The following is a 21,188-nucleotide window of genomic DNA, read 5'->3' on the forward strand; positions in this document are numbered from 1 at the left end:
TGGAGGGTAAACAATGATCTACGCTGATGGGAAGATATTTCTTTTACAGACAAAAAATACATCCTATATGTTCAGAGTAATGGAGACAGGACACCTTGAGCACCTGCACTACGGAGGATCTCTGATCTCTGAGAAAAAGTACGAGAAGCTTCGCTCTGAGATCGACCTTCCTCAGGCAGACAAGGAAATGCTTGAGAAGGTTGCGACGGCTATTGCGCCAAAGCACTACTTTGTGGGCGGCAATATGGTCAGCTACAGCGAAGAGTTTAATAATGTGGCCTTTGAGATGTATGGCCTCGAGGCACCAAGCTTTGGTAAGGGCGACATCAGGGAGCCTCTCCTTGAAGTGACTTATGGAAATGGCTCTACAACCGCCAATTTCCTTTACTACGACTATGAAGTCAGGAAGGGCAAAAGAGCTCTTAAGACCCTGCCATCTTCCTATGATGACGCAGGTGAGTGCGAGCAGCTCATTTTAAAGCTCACAGATAAAGAGTACGCCGCAAGACTTGATCTTATTTACTCCGTATTTCCTGACTGCGATGTTATAACAAGAAGCGCAGTTCTTTATAACGACAATGATGATGCGCTTACAGTAGACAGGCTCCTTAGCACCTGTGTTGATCTCTATGACACTGGCAATAAGTTCACTTCCTTCCACGGAAGATGGGCCTATGAAATGGGCAGAAGCGACTCTGTAGTTAACGGCGGAAAGGCTGTTTCAGAGGAACTCTCTGCTGGTGAGTCAGGCTCAAGATCCAATCCTTTTGTGATGGTATCAAGACCTGAGACAACAGACGATAATGGTGAGGCCTATGGCTTCAACCTGATATACAGTGGCAATCACTACGAGGCACTTTCTTCAAATGCTGCAAGTATAAGCCGCTTTGTTTCCGGAATTCAGCCAACAGGCTTTAGCTGGAAGCTTTCAAAGGGCGAGAGCTTTGAAGCACCTGAAGCTGTCATGACATTCTCTTCTGAAGGATACAATGGCCTTTCAAAGAACATGCACAGATTTGTAAGAAAGCATGTTGTAAGGGGCTCATGGCGCGATAAAGAGCGTCCTATCCTCATTAACAGCTGGGAAGCCAACTACTTTAACTTTACACAAGGGTCTCTTCTTAGCCTTGCAAAAGAAGCCAAGAAGTGTGGCATAGAGCTCTTTGTAATGGATGATGGCTGGTTTGGATCAAGGAATGACGACAAGAGTTCCCTTGGAGACTGGACTGAGAACAAGAAAAAGCTCCCTGGCGGAATAAAAGAGCTGTCAGAAAAGATCACAGATCTTGGCATGCTCTTTGGTATCTGGGTAGAGCCTGAGATGGTAAACAGAGACAGTGACCTTTACAGAGCACATCCTGACTGGGCTGTACAGGTTCCCGGACAGAGCCACTCTGAGGGCAGAAACCAGATGAATCTTGACCTTACAAGGACTGAAGTTCAGGACTATGTAATAGAGGCTATGAAAAAGGTCTTTTCCGCAGGTAAGGTATCTTACGTTAAGTGGGATATGAACAGGATCTTCTCTGACAGGTTCAGCACATCTCTTTCAGCTGACAGACAGGGAGAGTTCCAGCACAGATATTACCTTGGACTCTACCGCATTATGAAGGAGCTCACAGACGAGTTCCCTGACATTCTCTTTGAGGGTTGTTCAGCAGGTGGTAACAGATTTGATCTTGGAATTTTATGCTACTTCCCACAGATTTGGGGAAGTGATGATACAGATTTCTTCTGCAGACTTGATATCCAGAGAGGTTATAGCTACGGATATCCTGCAAGCACTGTAGGAGCCCATGTTTCAGCAACACCTAACCACCAGACCCTTATGAACAGTCCTCTGGAGTCAAGGTTTGAGCTGGCTGCAGCAGGATGCTTTGGATATGAGCTTAACCTGTGTGATATGAATGACACTGACAAGAAGCTCATTAAGGACCAGGTAGAGTTCTACAAGAAATACAGGGCGCTGTTCCAGTTTGGGGACTATTACAGACTCCCTGACTACGGATTCCTTATCGTATCAGAGGATAAGCACAAGGCAGTTGCCTTTGCTGTTGAGAGAAATGCTACTCCAAGTAATGACTACAGATGTATAAGGGCTGCAGGACTTAATGACGACACCCTGTATATAGTCAAGAACAGAAAGGTTCCATACAGCATCAAGGACCTTGGTACTCTCATTAACGCTGTGGCTCCTGTCCATATCAAGCAGGACGGCCTTGTTCATAACCTTATCGACAAGTTCAAGGACATCAGCAGCGAGGAGCAGGTAGATACTCTTACAGGCGCAGCATTTAAGAACAGAGGACTGTCTCTTAACGCATCCTTTGCTGGTACAGGATATAACGACAAGACCCGCATAATGAGAACCGGCGATACAAGACTTTATATCTTCGAAAGTATCTAAATATGTAAAACAAAAAGGGAACGCTATAAAAGCGTTCCCCTTTATTTATTCGTAAAACATCAGTCACTGTAGCTGACATCCATATTGGCGACTATCTGGTATTCAGGGTACATTCCCTGAATTTCTTTTATTGTCTCAAGGTAGATATCGTGGTTATTTGGAACAAAATCCAAAACCAGGTCAAAGCGGATAACCTTCCTGATAAAGTCTACGAAGAATCCATGCATCTGCAGGACTTCCTTGTGAGAAGTAGCAGCCTTTGAAATGGCATTTCTCATGGCAATGGTTGCCTCGTCCTTGGTGTTGACTGAGTAGATGCCTATGGATATCAGAGAAATGTTGTGCTCTTTATAAACCTTCTCCTGGATCTCTCTTGTGATCTCATCGATCTGACCGGCATTAAAGGTGTCCGGGATCTCGATATGAACAGAAGCCATTACCCTGTCAGGGCCATAATCTGAAAAGATAAGGTCATATGCTCCCTGGACTCCCTCAACAGATTTGATGGTGGCCTTTACCTCTTTTGACAAAGAAGCATCAATACGCTCACCAAGGATCTCACTGATGGTGTCGCGAAGCATCTCCAGAGCGGATTTAATCATAACGATTGCTATGATTGCCGCAAGGTAGGCTTCTACAGAAAGACCTGTTGTAAGGAATATGATGGCAGCTACAAGTGTTGCAGCTGAGATTATAGAATCAAATTTTGCATCGGTTCCTGAAGCAACAAGGGACTCGGATGAGACTTTTTTGCCAGTGTTTATAAAGAACTGTCCAAGAAGGATCTTAACTACAACAGCCACAGCCACGATAACCAGAGTAACTGCATTATAGTTTGCTGCTTCCGGATGGAAAATTGACTTAACTGACTCAATAAGAGAAGTTACGCCGGCGTACAGTACGATGATAGAGATCACCATGGCGCTCAGGTACTCGATCCTGCCGTATCCATAAGGATGCTTTTTATCGGGTGCCTTGCCAGCAAGGGCAGTTCCTAAAATGGTGATAACAGATGACAGCGCATCACTTAAGTTGTTGACTGCATCAAGCACGATGGCGATTGAACCTGAAATAAGGCCCACAACCATCTTGAATCCAGCCAGAAGTACGTTGGTAATGATTCCTATAATGCTGGTACGGATGATTACTTTTCCGCGACTTTCTCTATCTGCTCGTGACATACCAAAAACCTCTCATTCTTTAGCAATATGTTTAATTATAAGCTACCCGCCCCAACATGCAATAGATGAATGCTAGGTTTTAGAAAATGTGATAGAATTAATTTGAATAATTATGACTACTTATATGTCGTAGAGGGGCAAAGATGAAAAAGCGAAGTATAACAGCAGGTTTGATTACTTTTGTAATTGCATTAGCGGTCACATCCAGTGTTGCAGTTTTTTATCTGGTCACAGCCTCCAATGCAAGAAGAGAGAGGGCTCAGTTTATTGCGGACTCCATAGTTCACAATATCCAGTCTGAGATCCAGAGGCGTGAGTATGTCACCCGTATGATGGAGATTCAGGTCCAGAGCAGCAAGGGCAATATTACGGCTGAGAACTTCCAGGTTATTGCTGACGAAGTTTTCAACGACTACCTCGATATTATCGATATAACCCTGGCTCCTGGTGGAATCGTGAGATATAAATATCCGCTGGACAATGGCCTTGCAGCCAGAGAAAACCTGTTTGAAGACAGTGCAAGAGGTGTTTATGCCGACTACAGCAAGATGTCTGGCACCTCTGTTCTCATTGCGCCCACTATTTTAGAGGATGACAGCTATGGTATCATCATTCTCAGGCCGATATATACATCAGAAGAGGTATCAGATAGCAGCTTCTGGGGTTTTGCTTCTGTTACACTTAGCCTTTCCAGGTTCCTTTCTGAAGTTGATCTTAAGGGACTTGCAGAGAGCAACTACGAGTACAAGATCATTGGTTACAACGCGATAACTGGTGAAGACAGGATCATCATTGAGTATTCAGAAAAAGAGCTACCATCTCCTGTAGAGTCTATGGTCAGCACTGTAGGTGGCGGCTACTGGATTTTGGCAATTGCCCCAGCCAACCACTGGATGAATCTTACAGAGATTCTGTCAGCTCTTTTGATAGCAGTTGTTATTAGCGTGCTGGCAGCAGCCTTTGTTACAGCGTTTATCTCTCTTCAGGAAGCAGCAAAAGAGCTGGAGATCCTTTCCTACAGAGATGCCCTTACGAATCTTAATAACCCACGAAGCTACCACGAGCACATGGATGAGCTCTCCAAAAAGAAGCTTCCTTACGGACTTATCTTTATGGATCTCAATGACTTCAAGCAGGTCAATGATACCTACGGACATGACGCTGGTGATGAGCTTCTTAATATCGTAGCCAAGAGGCTTCAGAACAGTATAAGAGAAAAGGATAAGGCATTCCGTATCGGCGGTGATGAGTTCGTAGTAGTAATCCACGGAACCCATGATGCTAAGTTCTATGAGAGCGTTATCGCCAGAATGAGGGAGAATGTCGCAAGGGACGTAGTTTTATCAGACGTTACCCTGAAAGTGTCCATAAGTGCCGGATATGCCAGATATCCTGAAGATGGAGCCAAGTTCGAAGACGTTGTCAAGAAAGCCGATGAGCTTATGTACGAGAACAAGAGAAAGCACAAAGCTGCCAAGGCAGCCAGAGGAGAGGCATCTTCCAGATAAAATAATAGCGGACGGAGCATAATAATGGCGGGAGGAAGTTTAGACACAATCAATCGAATCTTTGACACCTTTGCGGTTACATCACGAAGCCGCTATGTCTATGTCTATGACATGGACAAGAACATAGCAAGGTGGTCTCCAAATGCAGTGGATTACTTTGGCCTTACGGGGGAATATATCTACAACGCTGCATCTGTGTGGGAGACAAGGATTCACCCTGACGACAGAGACAAGTATGTCGAGTATTTAAGCGTAGTTTATTCGGGAAAAAAGACTGATCCCAATTTCGAATACAGAGCAAAGAATAAAAATGGTGAGTACGTTATCTGCGCCGCACGTGGCGTTGTCATCAAGGACTATGCGGGAAGACCTGCATACTATGCGTGCTCCATAATCAATAAAGGTATCGTAGATAACAACGATCCGATAACTCTTTTGCCAAACCAGTACGAGATGCTCAATTTCATGAGACAGCTCAAGGCAGCCAAAAAGGACTATTCCATCCTGATGATCAACTTCATCGACTTTGGTGATGTGAACAGACGCTATGGCTACATGACTGGTAACAATATCCTTAAGGCCACTGCCTCTAAGCTCCTTGAGGAGGGCAAGGGACAGGGAAGAGCCTTCAGGGGCGAGGGTACAAGGCTTGCGTTTATCACAGATACCATGGCCATAGACGATGTTAAAAAGTTCTATGGCAGGATGAGGGCTTTTACCAGAGAGTCACTTATCATCTCGGGCAACAAGGTTACAGCTGAGATCGCCGGAGGTATGATCGTCTGCACGGATCTTAACGTGGATGAGCATTCTCTTTATACCAGCGCCAAGTATGCCCTTGATTATTCCAAGAATCAGAAACACGGCAATCTCATTATCTTCCACAATGATGAGCTTGATAACAACAAGAGCAGCATTGAGCTTGTTGATGAAGTAAGAAACAGCGTAATAAACGGATTTGAAGGCTTCTATCTGGAGTATCAGCCTATTGTGGCTGCGGCAGATGGTCGCCTTGTTGGCATGGAAGTGTTCCTTAGATGGCACAAGGAGCCCTACGGAGATGTATCTCCTGCGGAGTTTGTGCCATGGCTTGAGCAGGACCCTGTATTCTACCTTCTTGGTAACTGGATACTTGAAAATGCCCTTAAGGATGCACTGGAGATAAGGCTTAAAAACAAGGACTTCTACTTAAGTGTAAACCTTGCATTCATGCAGCTTGAGAGATCAGAGTTCAGAACAACGCTTCTAGAGATCCTAAGAAAGACCGGATATCCCGCAACAGGACTTTGCCTTGATATGGCAGCGTCCAGCAGGCAATTGTCAATTGAGCACTTAAAGAGCCAGGTTGAGTTCCTTAAGTCCTGTGGAATCAGGATCGGTCTTGACTGCACAGATTTTGCATCCCTTGACCTTGTAAAGAGTCTGCCAATAGACCTTATCAATCTGGTGCCATCACTTACAGGCCCTATAACAGAGAATCTTACAGTCAGATACATGGTCGAAGCCGTTACCTCTTTTGCCCACAGACTTGGCATCAGAACTGCGTTCCATGGTGTGGAGGATGAAGAAAAAGCAAAGGTAGCCAAGCAGTATCCCGTTTCTGACCTTATGGGATATTACTACGGAAGACCTTGCAGGATAGAAGAATTTAAAAAGCTGGGCTTTTTCCAGAATACTTAAGGCCTGGCTGGAGGAATAAATGAGCAGATTGTTCAGGTACATTCAAAATGATGACGTTCTTAAGTCTTTTTTGGAGTTTAGGGATACTATTCTCCAGGAAAGACCTGTTGTCATTGCCAAACACGGGGATTACTCGTTGTACCTAAAGGTTATATCAGATGACGTTTTGGGACTGACCATCGAGAACACCGAGAAGCACAAGGTGATCCAGGACAGGACCTACAACGTTTCGGAGACCACGGATGCCCTGGTTTCAAGGGGCGTAAGGCATGCGTGTCAGAAGATGGCAGAGCTTTCCGATGAGGACGTAAACAGAAGACGCCTTCAGATCTGGAAGTGGTATCTGCTTGACTGGCAGCAGGCCAATGTCCAGGACCAGAAAGAGTTCATGGAAAAAGAGATAAGCTGGGACGAAGACGGTATTAAGACTGAGGAGGAGATCATGGACATGGAGTCCTTCCTCCACGGGGATTACCTTAATCTTGGAAATACAATTTCACTTATTGAGCGGTATCTTTCAGGCGACGAGGATAACAAGGAGCAGTTCAAACGCTTTGCCATAGCTGACATCATGGAGATGACCAGCGAAGATACCAAGGAAAAGTCCCTTATCGAGGCCGAAAAGAAGAGGATCGAGGAAGAGGGAATGAAGAAGCACACCTACAGGTTTACAGTGAGTGTGGAAGCAACTGACAAGGAACACGCCAGAGCCGCGCTACTGAGCTATCTTGCCGGTGATGAGCGAATTAAAATTCAGAAATAAATAAAAAAAGCGTAAAAATATTTCATAGAAATTTAATGATTTAACGGGGCAAAGTGCCTTCTATTCTCCTGCGTTTTCATATATAATGTACCCATTAAATGAAATTTTGTTGTGGAACTACAATAGGTTGAGGGGCCTAAATTTCACAAGTCACTTCATTTAAAATATCATTTCTTATGAGCATGGAGGAAACAGAATATGAGACGTTCCGCGAAGAGTAGACAGACAGTCAGCCAGAGCACAATTGCTATCATGGCAGACGCAATCAAGGCAAAGGAGCAGAACCTTTCATACGGAAAGTTTAAGGCACTTGACCTTCTTGGAGCTGGAAGTATGTTAGACGAGGATGTAGAGTCAGAATACGCAGTATACGATTCAGGCCTCGTTCGCAAGACAGAACACATCGAGGAGAAAAAAGCTGTAGCCTTCGTAAAGATTAGAGCTTAACAAGTGACATCACAACTTCATATAGTTTATAATTAAGACATGTGGCGGTTTGTCACATGTCTTTTTTCTTAGTTTCTAATTGCGCGGATTTAGCGTGTTTCTAAATAGGAGGCTATCTATGAATGTTAAGGATCTGGTATCTAAAATGACACTTCAGGAGAAAGCATCTCTTTTGTCTGGGTGCGACTTCTGGCACACCACGGCCGTTGAGAGACTTGGCCTTTCTGAATTTATGATGTGCGACGGACCAAACGGCCTTCGCAAACAGGAGGGTGAGACCGACCATCTTGGCCTTAATTCCAGTATCAGCACAGTGTGCTATCCAACAGCCAGCGCAGTGGCATCAAGCTTTGATGTGGATCTTGCATGGAAGCTTGGACAGACCCTTGGCAGAGAGTGCCAGAGAGAGAACGTTGCGATGCTCCTTGGCCCTGGACTTAACATGAAGAGAAGCCCTGTCTGCGGAAGAAATTTCGAGTATTATTCTGAAGATCCATATCTTGCAGGCAAGATTGCAGCAGCCTACGTAAATGGCATTCAGTCAGAGGGCGTTGCAGCCTGCCCCAAGCACTTTGCAGCCAACAACCAGGAATACAGGCGTATGTCCGGCAATTCAACAGTTGATGAGAGAACTCTTCACGAGATCTACCTCACTGCTTTTGAGATCATGGTAAAAGAGTCTCATCCAAAGTCCATCATGTGTGCATACAACCAGCTAAATGGCACCTATCTTTCAGAGAACAAGTACATGCTTACTGATGTTCTTCGCGATAAGTGGGGATTTGATGGCTTTGTTGTAACTGACTGGGGCGCAGGAAAGGGACCTAAGGAAGGCGTTGAAGCGGGGCTTGACCTTGTGATGCCAGGACCAAGAGATGACCACGAAAAGGCCATTATAAAGGCTGTTGAGAGCGGAGAGCTTGCAGAAGAGAAGGTGGACAGGGCAGTTACCAATATCCTGAATACCCTTAACTGGACCCTTGAGAACAAGAAGGACTATGGCCCATCAACAGATGAAACCAGAGCTTTGGACTACGCCTTTGCAAAAGAGCTGGCCCAGGAGAGTGCAGTTCTTCTTAAGAACGAGAACAAAGCTCTGCCACTTAAGGATGGCAATAAGATTCTTTTCGTTGGCGAGTTTGCCAAGGCACCAAGATATCAGGGCTCAGGATCCTCACATATAAACAGCGCGTACGTATCAAACGCTGTAGACAGCGCAAGAGCAGCGGGAAAAGAAATCTCTTTTGCCCTTGGATATGACAGCAGAAATAAAGATCTGAAAAACAGTTACATTCTCCTTGAGGAGGCAGTGGAAGCTGCAAGAGAGGCGGATATTATCGTAATCTTTGCAGGACTTCCAGGATCCTATGAGTCTGAGGGCTTTGACAGAAAAGACATAAACCTTCCTCCGGAGCAGGACAAGCTCATCGACGAGCTGTCCCATCAGGGCAAGAAGACAGTAGTTGTTATGCATAACGGAGCCCCTGTTGCAATGCCATGGATAGAGAGCGTTGATGCGGTGCTTGATATGCAGCTTGCAGGAGATGCGGTGGGAGATGCCACAGTTTCCCTTTTGTGGGGAGATGTTGTTCCTTCAGGTAAGCTGGCTGAGTCTTATCCATTTAAGCTTACAGATAATCCAAGTTTTCTTAACTTCCCTGGAGATGGCGGTAATCCTGTCTATGCAGAAGGCATCTACATCGGATACAGATATTATGAGAAAAAGAGACGTCCTGGCCTGTTCCCGTTTGGCCACGGCCTTAGCTACACAGAGTTTGAGTACTCTGATATAAAGGTCAGCAAGGATAGTATTACAGATAAGGACAACGTTGATGTTTCTGTAGAGATCTGGAACATAGGCCGCTACCTTGCAAAAGAGGTAGTTCAGCTCTATGTAAGTCCTGGCAGTAGCAAGGTTTCAAGGCCATACAAGGAGCTCAAGGGCTTTACCAAGGTGGAACTATCGCCTGGTGAAAAGAAGGTTGTTACCTTTACTCTGGACAGCAGAGCTTTTGCCTACTATGAAACTAAGATCCATGATTTCTACGTACCAAGTGGCGATTACAGCATCATGATAGGCTCCTCTGTAAACGATATCAGACAGACAGCGGAAGTACACGTTGAGAGCACATCTGAGCTTCCAATAACCTTTGATCAGTTCACTGCCATAGAGGACATCCTGGATACCAAGAAGGGTCAGGCGATCCTTGGACCAGTACTGCAGCAGATGAATGATGGAATGGGAGAGTCAGAAGATGACGACGCCTTGGGAGAGGGCGGCGCAGAGATGTTTGAAAAGATGATCCTTGAGATGCCAATCATCAACCTGGCATCCTTCGGAATCCTGTCAACGGATGAGGTGAATGGAATATTGGAGAAGTTAAACGGCTAAACAAAAAAGGCTGAGACAATCAATTTGTCTCAGCCTCTTATTTTTCAAGATCTCGTATTATTTGCTGAACTTGCTCTTTCTGTAGATGATGTCGTCACGGGCAGGGCCGTTACTTACCATTGTGATAGGATAGCCGATCTGCTCCTCGATAAACTCGATGTACTTTCTGCAGTTCTCTGGAAGATCCTCGTAGTTCTTGATGCCTCTTATCTCGCACTTCCAGCCTGGAAGAGTCTTGAATACTGGCTTAGCTTTGTCAAGAAGGTGAGTTACAGGGAATTCTGTTGTAACTTCGCCGTAGATATCGTATCCAACACATACAGGAATCTCATCAAGATATCCAAGTACGTCAAGAACTGTGAATGCAACATCTGTTGTGCCCTGAAGTCTGCAGCCGTACTTACTTGCTACGCAGTCATACCAGCCAACTCTTCTTGGTCTTCCGGTTGTTGCGCCGTACTCACCGCCGTCGCCGCCTCTTCTTCTAAGTTCCTCAGCCTCGTCTCCAAAGAGCTCTGATACGAATGCACCAGCTCCAACTGCTGAAGAATAAGCCTTAGATACAGTAACGATCTGCTTGATCTCATATGGAGGGATTCCAGCACCGATTGCACCGTAAGCTGCAAGAGGTGAAGAACTTGTAACCATAGGATAGATTCCGTGATCTGGATCCTTCATGGTTCCGAGCTGACCCTCGAGAAGGATTGTCTTGTTCTCTTTGATTGCCTGGTCAAGATAAAGAGATACGTTTCCAACATACTCTTTTACCTGCTCTCTCCACTCTACAATCTGGTTGAAAAGAGCTTCCTGATCGATAGGATCTGAATGGTAGAGATTAACTAAAAGCACGTCCTTGATCTCAGCGATTCTTGCGATCTTCTCCTTGATGACATCGTCATCCTGGAAGAACTCGTTGATCTGCCATCCGATCTTGGCGAACTTATCTGAATAGAAAGGAGCGATACCTGACTTGGTTGAACCAAAGCTCTTACCAGCAAGTCTTGCCTCTTCTAATGTGTCAAATAACACATGATATGGCATCATGACCTGAACTCTGTCAGAGATCATGATCTGTGGCATTGGAACACCCTTTGATGTAATCTCATCAAGCTCCTTCATGAACTTGGTAATATCAAAAGCAACACCATTGCCAATGATGTTCATAATGTTCTGATGGAAAACACCTGATGGCATTGTGTGAAGTGCAAACTTACCATAATTATTTACAATTGTGTGTCCTGCATTGGCACCGCCCTGAAAACGGATAACAACGTCGGCCTGATCTGCAAGAGTATCAGTGATCTTACCCTTTCCTTCGTCACCCCAGTTGGCACCTACAACAGCTTTTACCATAAATAGCCTCCTCATAGTAACTATCATTCTGATAGCAGTTTTCTTTCCACAAAAGAATATACAGTAAATCGTCTTATAAGTAAAATCAATATTTATTATATTAGATATAAGTTATACTTATTTTTCGAAATTTTATATAAATTTACGCATTATTTAGACACAATACACGGAATTTCGCATAAAATATAAGGTGCAGGTGCTATTTATTATTCCAATTTATGGAGGTTGTTATGGCTAAAGCTGAAAAGCAGAACGAGTTTGCTAAGGATAGTTTCAAGAATTTATCTGTTTCTGATAAGTTTAAGAAGGTTTTCGGCAGATTCAGAACTAATCTGATCGCAATTTTCGTAGTTATTGTGCTCATTGATCTGGCAGCTCTTTTCAACCTGGGCAATATCTACAATAAGTATTATGAGCAGAACACTCAGCAGGGCGAAATCAGAATCACTATTCAGGCTCTTGCAAAGTATTATCTGTGGGCTATGAATGCAGAGGATGCGGCGGACAGACAGGAACAGCTGGATGGAGCCTATGAAAAGATCCAGGAGATGAAGGATGGTCTTGATACTTTAAGCAAAGTATACAGTGGCGATCTGACAACAGTTTATCAGCATTTGGATGACATTGATAAATCTGATGATACTCTTGTAAGCATGTTTGAATCAGGAGCATCTCATGAAGAGATATATAAATACTACGTTGACAATACCAACGAAGCTATAAAGGTAGTTGTTAAGGACTTTAAGCAGATCGGTATCAACGCAAAAGAGGGAGCTGCAAGGGCTTATGTTCTTGCACTTGTAATGGTTATCATAATGACCATCATTTCTCTTGTTGTTGTTATCTATGCGCTTTTGTATTCAGCAAAAGCTAGAAAGGCTCTTACAGACAGTATTCTTGGACCTATCGAAGCAATCTCACAGGCTGCTGATGATATGGCTAAGGGTAAGCTTGAGATCCACGTTGAGACTGATGCCAACGATGAGCTTGGTAAGCTCGCAGACGACATTACAGAATCAACTAATATTATTGAGAATATCGTAAAAGACATTGATGAGACCCTCCACAGAATGTCTGCTGGAGACTTCTCCGCAGGTTCAAAGAACGAAGATCTCTATGTTGGTGACTACAAGGCCATCAGCAGTGCTCTTTCAGATATTTCAGATAACCTTTCAAGTACACTTCTTGAAGTTAAGAATTCTTCTTCACAGGTTTCTCAGGGCGCCAGCAACATGTCTCAGGGAGCAACAGACCTGGCAGAAGGTGCTACAGACCAGGCAGCTGCAGTTCAGGAGCTCACAGCTTCAGTCAACTCCATTACAGAGCAGACCAAGCAGCTTGCTGATGTTGCTGAGAGAAGTAAGAACATGGCTACATCCGTTAGAGATAACGCAGAACTCAGTGCAAGAAAGATGCATCTTGTTACAGATGCCATGACAAGGATCACAGAGGCTTCTGCTGAGATTGAGCAGGTTACAAACACTATCGAAGCTATCGCCAAGCAGACCTCACTCCTTGCCCTCAACGCTTCAATCGAGGCTGCAAGAGCTGGAGAAACTGGAAAAGGATTTGCAGTTGTTGCTGAGCAGATCGGAGAACTTGCAGATCAGAGTACAGAAGCTGCCAAGAATACACATCAGCTCATTGCTGATACTATGGAAGAGATCAACAATGGTAATGCCGTTGTTGCTGAGACTACAGAAGCTCTCGATGCTATGCAGCACAGCGTAGAGGAGATCACAGAGATGATCATCGAGACTGGAGACCTGGCAGGTCAGCAGGCTCAGAGCATGGACGAGATCGACAGAGGAATCGAGCAGATCTCCAGCGTTGTTCAGAACAACTCCGCTACAGCCGAGGAGTCCAGCGCAGTATCAGTTGAGCTCTCCGAGCAGTCTGAGAGTCTTAACAGACTTATTGGTCAGTTCACAATTAACGGCTGATGATAATGCAGTTTACATGACCATTAGTAGCTGAATTTTTCTAAAAAATGCCCTTTGCACAGGTTTATGCCTGCGCAGAGGGCTATTTATTTGCCTATTTAGCTCATTTAGTGTATGATATGCAGTGTTTTTGGGAAACTTTTTTAACATAACGAATCATACATTTTAGAAGAACAGGTGAAAAATGGAAACAAATAATAAGAAGACTCCTACATATAAAAGAGTGTTAGCCTGGATAGGCATAATCCTTTTGGTTGGCATGTATCTGGTGCTTTTATACGAAGCGCTTACAGGCTCACCAGAAACTTACAATGTATTCATCACATGCGTTGCTGCAACAATTGCAGTGCCGATTGTATTGTGGCTCCTTATCTGGTCAATCGGTGCAATTACAGGAAGACACACTGTTGCATCACTTGATCCCATGACCAGCAACAAGATGCATGACAAGTATGGAAACGTGATCCCTGAGGGAAACATCAGAACTATCGTTTTTGATATCGGAAATGTGCTTGTTGACTTTGCCTGGAGACCACTTATTGCAAGAAATGGTTTTGATGATGCCATGGTTGACAGGATTGCCAAGGCTTCTGTATTTAGCGAGGACTGGGTTGAGTTTGACAAGGGAAATCTCACAATCGAGGAGATCAAAGACCTCTTTGTGGAGAACGACCTTGAGATAGAAGCTGAGATCAGACAAGCTTTTTCAGACATGACTGATGTTGTTACCAAGAGAGAAAGAACCATTCCATGGATCAATGCCATAAAGGCAGCAGGCTACCAGGTTCTTGTTCTTTCAAACTTCAGCAAGATGGCTGTAGATAACTGTCAGGAAGCAATGGGATTCCTTGATTATGTTGACGGCGGAATCCTTAGCTACAAAGACCATGTAGTTAAGCCTGGGGAAGAGATATATAAACTCCTTATGGAGCGCTATGATCTTGTTCCAGACAAGACAGTTTTCATTGATGACACACCGGAAAATATAGAGACAGCTGTTAAGCTTGGATGGAACGGAATCATCTTTAAGTCCTATGACCAGGTAGAAGAAGATCTAAGGAAGCTGGGGGTAAAGTACTGATGAATGAATGTCAATTTTGCGGAGCACCTCTTGCTGATGGAGAGAAGTTCTGTTCTTACTGCGGTTCTCCCGTACCTGGAATGGAGGCGCCTCAAACTCCTGCAGTAGTAGAAAAAGCGCAGGTGCCAGGTTTTGATCCAAATACTTACGTGGAGAGCACCCCATCCTATGTGTACAAACAGTCAGGAGAAAAGAATGGCATAGTTACAGCCATCAAGATATTCATGGTCCTTGCCTGCTTTTGGGGAGCAAGTCTTTATTTCATCCCGCTTTTTTGGTGCGTACCAATGACAGTCAGCTGCTTTAAGAAGCTGGAAAAGGGAGAGCCACTTGGCATGGCTTTTAAGATCTGCACCCTTCTCTTTGTCAGCAGGATCGCAGGAATCTTAATGCTCATCCTGGACGACAATAAGCCTCAGCAGCTCTGATGCTGCAAGGGAAAGAGGCCTTGACTTGTCACTTACAACACATATATTTCTTTTAGGAAGAATCTTATTGAAGCGGAGTTCGAACAGGACTCCGCTTTCTAAATACTCTTTTGCAAAGCTCTTAACAACGCAGCCAACTCCAAGGTTTCTTAAGGTGAACTGAACGATCATGTCGCTGGTAGCAAGCTCAAATTCTGGCTGGATGTTGACATTGTTGTCCCTTAGGAATGAATCCACATAGTCTCTTGTGGAGGACTTGCCATCAAGCATGATAAGAGGGAGCTGCTCCAAGTCCTTGTAATCCATCATCTTATTTTTATACTGAGTAAAGCGTCTGGCAGCCACAAAGGTATCCTCTATTTCAGCAACCTCGTGGTACTCGTAATTTTCTTTTTCCGAAAAGGGAGATGAGATAACGCCAAAATCTATAAGGTCCCTGTCAAGGTAGCTTAAAGTCTCAGGAGTAGGACCGTTGGTTACTGTTACCTTGATGCCAGGGTGAAGCTCATGGAACTTCTCAAGATATGGCAAAAGAAAGAATCGTAAGGTCATGTCACTGGCTCCGATCCTGACTTCTCCTGCGTCAAGATGAAGGAGCTGCTTAAGTCTCTTTTCCCCGAGGTCAAATTCCTGATAGCCCCTCTCTACATATCTATATAGAAGGGCGCCCTCGCTGGTGAGCTTCATGCCTCTTGCAGTCCTCTGAAACAGAGTGCAGGAGAGGGCGGTTTCAAGCTGGTGTATGGACTGGCTGACAGCTGGCTGGGATATGGACAGCTCTTTTGCCGCTGCAGTGATACTATTTAGTCTTCCAACATGGTAAAAGACCTTGTAATATTCGAAGTTTTCCAGCATGAAAATGCGCTCCTTTCGCGGTGTTTCTCGTATTAATAATGATAACGCGAACAAACGAAAACTGTCTAGACATCACGGCACGTACTTGCTATAATGTTTTGGAGCTCGAACTAGGAGCTTTTCTTTAAAAATGATATCAGTAAGATGGCTAGGAGCCAGGAAAGGCGCGGGTTTCCATGAATTTTGAAAATGACAAAAGTGTCAATGAAAACAGTGTTGAGGATATCGTTCAAAGGTATCGTCCTGAGCTTGAAAAGATAACGCCATACCTTCGCTGGCTTAAGGATAATGCCAGTCACGAGGTGGCACAGAGCTATTCAAACAGCGATCTTAAATCTATGCCATTCCCAATTTATGATTCTAACCTTCTTGCCTTTGTTAAGGCAGCACAGACCACCAATCTGATCGACAGAAACTATGTTTACACATATTCAAGGAACAGATTAAGTTCCCCCAAGGATGAGCTTATGTTCATTCAGGATGCACAGATCACTGACATCGACGATCTTGCAGGGATCCTTTCATGCTATATCCTTCAGGGCATGACCAAGGGCAGCAAGTGGGCTGAGGGTGTGAGGACAGGAGTCCTTTATAACGTTGTCAAGAAGATGGACGATCTGGTAAGATTCTGGGGACAAGAAACCACAAGCCCCTTAGCATAACAGTTTTTCCGGAGGAGAGATGGGAGAGAAATCAGTTCAGAAGAGAAAGTACATTATTGATAAGGCCAGAACAGTTTTTTCTGAAAAAGGCTTCAAGAATGTAACTATGAAGGATATCGTAGATGCCTGCGAGATCAGTCGCGGAGGCTTGTATCTTTATTTCTCCAGTACTGAGGAGCTTTTCCTTTCAGTTTTATCCGATGATATCGGCGGCGATGACGAAGAGGCAGTTCTTGCAGCTGTTTCCGGCAACGCAACAGCGGGCGATATGTTAGCTCTTTTCCTCAAGGAACAGAAAAAAGAAATCTTAAGAAAAAAGAACAATCTCACAGTTGCTACATATGAGTATTTCACACTTCATAAGGCAGCTGTTTCCGATAATCCCCTTAAACGTCAGTTTGACACAGCAGTTCGAATAGTTGAGAAGCTCATTGAAACAGGCGCCCAGTCTGGTGAGTTCTATTGTGAGAATCCTCTTGGATGTGCTCGCAATCTTATGTACGTGGTTGAAGGACTTAAGATCACGGCTGGAACTATTGGCGTTACAGAAGAAGCTATTGATAAAGAGCTTATGTACGTGTTAGAGGGATTAGTGCCCGATGAATTAAATAATTAATTTGATTTGAAAAGTGCTTTGGTTTTCCTGAAGCACTTTTTTCAAAAGTAAGGAAGGAGATATTATGAGCGCAGTAAGAAGAGTTTATGTTGAGAAGAAGGAACCTTTTGCAGTTAAGGCAAAAGAGCTTAAGGCTGAGATAAAGGGGTATCTCGGAATTAAGAGTGTTGAGAACGTGAGGATGTTCATCAGATACGACGTTGAGAACGTATCAGACGAGGTCTTTGAGAAGGCATGCAAGACAGTTTTCTCAGAGCCACCAGTAGATGATTTATATAGAGAAGAGATCAAGATCCCAGAGGGTGCCAAGGTATTCAGCATCGAGGCACTTCCTGGACAGTTCGACCAGAGAGCAGATTCTGCAGAGCAGTGTGTACGCTTTATCAAGGGCGACGAGCACCCTGTTATCAGAACTGCTGTAACATACATGCTTATCGGTAATGTATCAGATGATGAGGTTCTTAAGATTCAGAACTACACCATGAACCCTGTGGATTCAAGGATCGCATCTGACGCTAAGCCAGAGACACTGGTTGAGCACTACGACGAGCCCGATGATGTTGCAGTATTTGACGGCTTTAAGGATATGCCTGAAAAAGAGCTGTCAGACCTCTATGAGTCTCTTGGCCTTGCCATGACCTTCAACGACTTTAAGTGGATCCAGCAGTACTTTGCAGGGGAAGAGCACAGAGACCCTACAATGACTGAGATAAGGGTTCTTGATACATACTGGTCAGATCACTGCCGTCACACAACCTTCGGAACTGAGCTCACAAGCGTAACCTTCGAAGACGGCGACTACAAGGCTCCTATCGAGGGCGCATACAACGACTACCTTGCAGCAAGAGATGCCCTCTATAAGACAGATGAGAAAAAGAAAGAGAAGTTCATTTCTCTTATGGATATCGCCCTTATGGGTATGAAGAAGCTCAAGGCAGACGGCAAGCTCACAGACATGGAAGAGTCTGAGGAGAACAACGCCTGCACAGTTGTTGTACCTATCGAGGTTGACTACGGTCAGGGACCTAAGACTGAGAACTGGCTTGTATTCTTCAAGAACGAGACTCACAACCATCCTACAGAGATCGAGCCATTTGGTGGCGCTGCTACATGTCTTGGCGGTGCTATAAGAGATCCACTTTCAGGAAGAGGCTATGTATACCAGGCTATGCGTGTTACCGGCGCTGCAGATCCTACAGTTCCAGTAGCAGATACCATGAAGGGCAAGCTCTCACAGAAAAAGCTCGTTCGCGGCGCAGCAAGCGGATACTCATCCTATGGTAACCAGATCGGTCTTGCAACAGGCTATGTAAAAGAAATCTACCATCCCGGATATGTTGCCAAGCGTATGGAGATCGGTGCCGTTATGGGCGCAGCTCCACAGGAGCACGTAATAAGAGAGAGCGCTGATCCAGGAGACATCATCATTCTCCTTGGCGGCAGAACAGGAAGAGACGGCTGCGGCGGAGCAACAGGTTCCTCCAAGGCGCATGATTCCAAGTCACTTACAAGCTGCGGCGCAGAGGTTCAGAAGGGTAATGCACCTACAGAGCGTAAGCTCCAGAGGCTCTTTAGAAGACCGGAAGTAAGTGAACTCATCAAGAAATGTAACGACTTTGGAGCAGGCGGTGTTTCCGTAGCAATCGGAGAGCTTGCACCAGGTCTTGATATCAACCTGGACCTTGTACCTAAAAAGTATGCAGGCCTTGACGGAACAGAGCTTGCCATCTCAGAGTCCCAGGAGAGAATGGCAGTTGTAGTTGCACCTAAGGATGTAGATAAGTTCCTTGACTACGCTTCAGAGGAGAACCTTGAGGCTGTTAAGGTTGCAGTAGTAACTGAGGAGCCAAGACTTGTCCTTAACTGGAGAGGCAAGAAGATCGTAGATATCAAGAGAGCTTTCCTTGATACCAACGGAGCTCACCAGGAGACAACAGTCAAGGTAGAGATTCCAAACAAGGGCGATAACTACCTCAACACAATAGCATCTGAGGGAGCAGCCAAGGCCCTTGAGAGCGGCGATGTTAAGGCTGCCTGGATGGCAGAGATGAACGACCTTAACGTATGCTCACAGAAAGGCCTTGTTGAGATGTTCGACTCATCCATCGGCGCAGGCTCAGTACTTATGCCATACGGCGGTAAGTACCAGCTCACTGAGACCCAGACCATGATCGCAAAACTTCCTGTTCTTGCAGGTAAGACAGATACAGTCACAATGATGAGCTACGGCTTTGATCCATTCCTTTCAAGTTGGAGCCCATACCACGGCGCTGCATACGCTGTAACAGAGTCAGTTGCAAGGATCGTAGCAAGTGGCGGTAAGCTCGATAACCTCCACTTCACATTCCAGGAGTACTTCAAGAGAATGACTTCTGATCCTGAGAGATGGAGCCAGCCATTTACTGCACTTCTTGGTGCTTTCGAGGCTCAGCTCAAGTTCGGTAAGGCTTCAATCGGCGGTAAGGATTCAATGTCCGGATCCTTCAACGAGATCAACGTACCACCTACACTGGTTTCCTTCGCAGTAGATGTAGCTAGTGGCAAGGACGTGGTTACACCTGAGCTCAAGAAGGCAGGCAACGCCCTTGTACAGTTCAAGATCGCAAGAGATGAGTATGACCTTCCAGATTACGACAAGGTTATAGCTCTTTATACCGGGGTAAAAGAGCTTATGGCAGCAGGCAAGATCGTTTCTGCATACGCAGAGGATTCCTACGGTATTGCGGCAGCAGTCAGCAAGATGGCCTTCGGTAACAAGCTTGGTGTCAAGATTGACGATTCAATTCAGGGAAAAGAGCTGTTCACCAACGATATGGCGGATCTCATCGCTGAGGTTCCAGCTGAGTTCATAGCTGACGCTCTTAAGCTTCCTGGATCAAGAAAGATCGGTGAAGTTACAGATAATGGCAAGTTCGAGTTTGCAGGAACTTCCCTCACAGTTGAGGAGGCTCTTGGAAGCTGGAAGTTGAAGCTCGAGAAGGTATTCCCTTCAACAGTTTCAGACAATGCAGACAAGGTAGATACAGGCCTGTTTAAGACAGACAAGATCTACGTTTGCAAGAACAAGGTGGCTAAGCCAACAGTATTTATCCCTGTATTCCCAGGCAGCAACTGTGAGTACGACAGCGCAGAGGCCTTCAGAAGAGCAGGCGCTGATGTAAATATCAGAGTATTCAGAAACAGAGATGAAAAAGATATCCGCGAGTCAGTAGAGGAGTTCAGGAAGGCTATAGAAAGCGCCCAGATCATCATGTTCCCAGGCGGCTTCTCAGCTGGTGATGAGCCAGACGGAAGTGCTAAGTTCTTCGCTACAGCATTCCAGAATGAGGAGATCAAGGCAGCAACAGACAAGCTCCTTGGAGAAAGAGATGGTCTTGCTCTTGGTATCTGTAACGGATTCCAGGCCATGATCAAGCTTGGCCTTGTTCCTTACGGTAAGATCACAGGACAGACAGAGAACTCACCTACACTTACATACAACACCATCGGCAGACACATTTCCAAGATGGCTACTATCAAGGTTGTTTCAAACAATTCACCTTGGCTTACAGGAGCTACCCTTGGCGGAGTATACACAAACCCTGCATCTCACGGTGAAGGAAGATTTGTTGCACCTGAGGCAGTTCTTGATGAGCTCTTTAAGAATGGTCAGATCGCAACCCAGTACTGTGACCTTGATGGCAACATCACAATGGATGATGAGTGGAACATCAACGGCTCCTACAGGGCAGTTGAGGGTATCCTTTCACCAGATGGAAGATGTCTTGGTAAGATGGCTCACTCTGAGCGTCGCGGCGACGGTGTAGCTGTAAACATCTTTGGAGAGCAGGATCTTCGCATCTTCGAGAGCGGTGTAGAGTACTTCAAGTAAT

Annotated in this window: 15 protein-coding genes; 12 read left to right on the top strand and 3 right to left on the bottom strand. The window is 45.1% G+C overall.

The window, feature by feature from the left end; genetic code table 11:
- The first annotated feature begins 13 nt into the window (after positions 1-13).
- A complete protein-coding gene (locus D6855_RS00745) occupies positions 14-2,407 on the top strand; it encodes an alpha-galactosidase (protein ID WP_120737031.1) in 2,394 nt (797 codons plus the stop codon).
- 59 nt (positions 2,408-2,466) lie between these two features.
- On the opposite strand, the gene D6855_RS00750 is transcribed toward D6855_RS00745, so the two are convergent.
- Complete coding sequence (locus tag D6855_RS00750; RefSeq protein ID WP_120737033.1) at positions 2,467-3,588, bottom strand: cation diffusion facilitator family transporter; 1,122 nt, start codon at positions 3,586-3,588, stop codon at positions 2,467-2,469.
- A gap of 143 nt (positions 3,589-3,731) precedes the next feature.
- Here D6855_RS00750 and D6855_RS00755 point away from each other — a divergent pair, with 143 nt between their 5' ends.
- The 5 genes from D6855_RS00755 (at position 3,732) to D6855_RS00775 (ending at position 10,378) form a co-directional block, all read left to right on the top strand.
- Positions 3,732-5,096, top strand: a complete 1,365-nt coding sequence (locus D6855_RS00755; protein WP_120737035.1) for a diguanylate cyclase domain-containing protein — start codon at positions 3,732-3,734, stop codon at positions 5,094-5,096.
- 24 nt (positions 5,097-5,120) lie between these two features.
- On the top strand, positions 5,121-6,776 hold the full coding sequence (locus D6855_RS00760; RefSeq protein ID WP_120737037.1) for a sensor domain-containing phosphodiesterase: 1,656 nt from the start codon (positions 5,121-5,123) through the stop codon (positions 6,774-6,776).
- Between the two features lie 19 nt (positions 6,777-6,795).
- Complete coding sequence (locus D6855_RS00765; protein ID WP_120737039.1) at positions 6,796-7,539, top strand: hypothetical protein; 744 nt, start codon at positions 6,796-6,798, stop codon at positions 7,537-7,539.
- A 198-nt stretch (positions 7,540-7,737) separates the two neighbouring features.
- On the top strand, positions 7,738-7,986 hold the full coding sequence (locus D6855_RS00770; protein WP_120737041.1) for a hypothetical protein: 249 nt from the start codon (positions 7,738-7,740) through the stop codon (positions 7,984-7,986).
- Between the two features lie 118 nt (positions 7,987-8,104).
- Entirely contained in the window at positions 8,105-10,378 is a 2,274-nt protein-coding gene (locus D6855_RS00775) for a glycoside hydrolase family 3 C-terminal domain-containing protein (protein ID WP_120737043.1), read from the top strand.
- A 57-nt stretch (positions 10,379-10,435) separates the two neighbouring features.
- Here the strand turns inward: D6855_RS00775 and D6855_RS00780 are convergent, their stop codons facing one another.
- Positions 10,436-11,731, bottom strand: a complete 1,296-nt coding sequence (locus D6855_RS00780; RefSeq protein WP_120737045.1) for an adenylosuccinate synthase — start codon at positions 11,729-11,731, stop codon at positions 10,436-10,438.
- A 230-nt stretch (positions 11,732-11,961) separates the two neighbouring features.
- Between D6855_RS00780 and D6855_RS00785 the strand changes: the two genes are divergently transcribed.
- The 3 genes from D6855_RS00785 to D6855_RS00795 all read left to right on the top strand — a co-directional run bounded on the left by D6855_RS00785 (position 11,962) and on the right by D6855_RS00795 (position 15,183).
- Positions 11,962-13,674 (top strand): methyl-accepting chemotaxis protein, encoded by a 1,713-nt coding sequence (locus D6855_RS00785; RefSeq protein WP_158589434.1) that lies wholly within the window; start codon positions 11,962-11,964, stop codon positions 13,672-13,674.
- Positions 13,675-13,858: 184 nt separating this feature from the next.
- On the top strand, positions 13,859-14,755 hold the full coding sequence (locus D6855_RS00790; protein WP_120737048.1) for an HAD family hydrolase: 897 nt from the start codon (positions 13,859-13,861) through the stop codon (positions 14,753-14,755).
- A complete protein-coding gene (locus tag D6855_RS00795; RefSeq protein WP_120737051.1) occupies positions 14,755-15,183 on the top strand; it encodes a zinc-ribbon domain-containing protein in 429 nt (142 codons plus the stop codon). Before D6855_RS00790 ends, D6855_RS00795 begins: the two co-directional genes overlap by 1 nt.
- Here D6855_RS00795 and D6855_RS00800 read toward each other — a convergent pair.
- Entirely contained in the window at positions 15,142-16,038 is an 897-nt protein-coding gene (locus tag D6855_RS00800; protein WP_120737052.1) for a LysR family transcriptional regulator, read from the bottom strand. The two genes, D6855_RS00795 and D6855_RS00800, sit on opposite strands and share 42 nt — an antisense overlap.
- A 176-nt stretch (positions 16,039-16,214) precedes the next feature.
- On the opposite strand from D6855_RS00800, the gene D6855_RS00805 reads away from it, so the two are divergent.
- From D6855_RS00805 to D6855_RS00815, 3 genes are all read left to right on the top strand, one after another.
- Positions 16,215-16,700, top strand: a complete 486-nt coding sequence (locus D6855_RS00805; protein ID WP_120737054.1) for a hypothetical protein — start codon at positions 16,215-16,217, stop codon at positions 16,698-16,700.
- Positions 16,701-16,719: 19 nt separating this feature from the next.
- Entirely contained in the window at positions 16,720-17,316 is a 597-nt protein-coding gene (locus D6855_RS00810; RefSeq protein ID WP_120737056.1) for a TetR/AcrR family transcriptional regulator, read from the top strand.
- A 64-nt stretch (positions 17,317-17,380) separates the two neighbouring features.
- A complete protein-coding gene (locus tag D6855_RS00815) occupies positions 17,381-21,187 on the top strand; it encodes a phosphoribosylformylglycinamidine synthase (RefSeq protein WP_120737058.1) in 3,807 nt (1,268 codons plus the stop codon).
- The last annotated feature ends 1 nt before the right edge of the window (position 21,188 follow it).

The sequence above is a fragment of the Butyrivibrio sp. CB08 genome, assembly GCF_003625485.1.
Classification (GTDB): Bacteria; Bacillota; Clostridia; order Lachnospirales; family Lachnospiraceae; genus Butyrivibrio.

What these genes read in the sequence shown, in the direction of transcription:
- D6855_RS00745 (WP_120737031.1), top strand. Translation starts at nt 14, where the DNA reads ATGATCTACGCTGATGGGAAGATATTTCTTTTACAGACAAAAAATACA.
- D6855_RS00750 (WP_120737033.1), bottom strand. Translation starts at nt 3,588, where the DNA reads ATGTCACGAGCAGATAGAGAAAGTCGCGGAAAAGTAATCATCCGTACC.
- D6855_RS00755 (WP_120737035.1), top strand. Translation starts at nt 3,732, where the DNA reads ATGAAAAAGCGAAGTATAACAGCAGGTTTGATTACTTTTGTAATTGCA.
- D6855_RS00760 (WP_120737037.1), top strand. Translation starts at nt 5,121, where the DNA reads ATGGCGGGAGGAAGTTTAGACACAATCAATCGAATCTTTGACACCTTT.
- D6855_RS00765 (WP_120737039.1), top strand. Translation starts at nt 6,796, where the DNA reads ATGAGCAGATTGTTCAGGTACATTCAAAATGATGACGTTCTTAAGTCT.
- D6855_RS00770 (WP_120737041.1), top strand. Translation starts at nt 7,738, where the DNA reads ATGAGACGTTCCGCGAAGAGTAGACAGACAGTCAGCCAGAGCACAATT.
- D6855_RS00775 (WP_120737043.1), top strand. Translation starts at nt 8,105, where the DNA reads ATGAATGTTAAGGATCTGGTATCTAAAATGACACTTCAGGAGAAAGCA.
- D6855_RS00780 (WP_120737045.1), bottom strand. Translation starts at nt 11,731, where the DNA reads ATGGTAAAAGCTGTTGTAGGTGCCAACTGGGGTGACGAAGGAAAGGGT.
- D6855_RS00785 (WP_158589434.1), top strand. Translation starts at nt 11,962, where the DNA reads ATGGCTAAAGCTGAAAAGCAGAACGAGTTTGCTAAGGATAGTTTCAAG.
- D6855_RS00790 (WP_120737048.1), top strand. Translation starts at nt 13,859, where the DNA reads ATGGAAACAAATAATAAGAAGACTCCTACATATAAAAGAGTGTTAGCC.
- D6855_RS00795 (WP_120737051.1), top strand. Translation starts at nt 14,755, where the DNA reads ATGAATGAATGTCAATTTTGCGGAGCACCTCTTGCTGATGGAGAGAAG.
- D6855_RS00800 (WP_120737052.1), bottom strand. Translation starts at nt 16,038, where the DNA reads ATGCTGGAAAACTTCGAATATTACAAGGTCTTTTACCATGTTGGAAGA.
- D6855_RS00805 (WP_120737054.1), top strand. Translation starts at nt 16,215, where the DNA reads ATGAATTTTGAAAATGACAAAAGTGTCAATGAAAACAGTGTTGAGGAT.
- D6855_RS00810 (WP_120737056.1), top strand. Translation starts at nt 16,720, where the DNA reads ATGGGAGAGAAATCAGTTCAGAAGAGAAAGTACATTATTGATAAGGCC.
- D6855_RS00815 (WP_120737058.1), top strand. Translation starts at nt 17,381, where the DNA reads ATGAGCGCAGTAAGAAGAGTTTATGTTGAGAAGAAGGAACCTTTTGCA.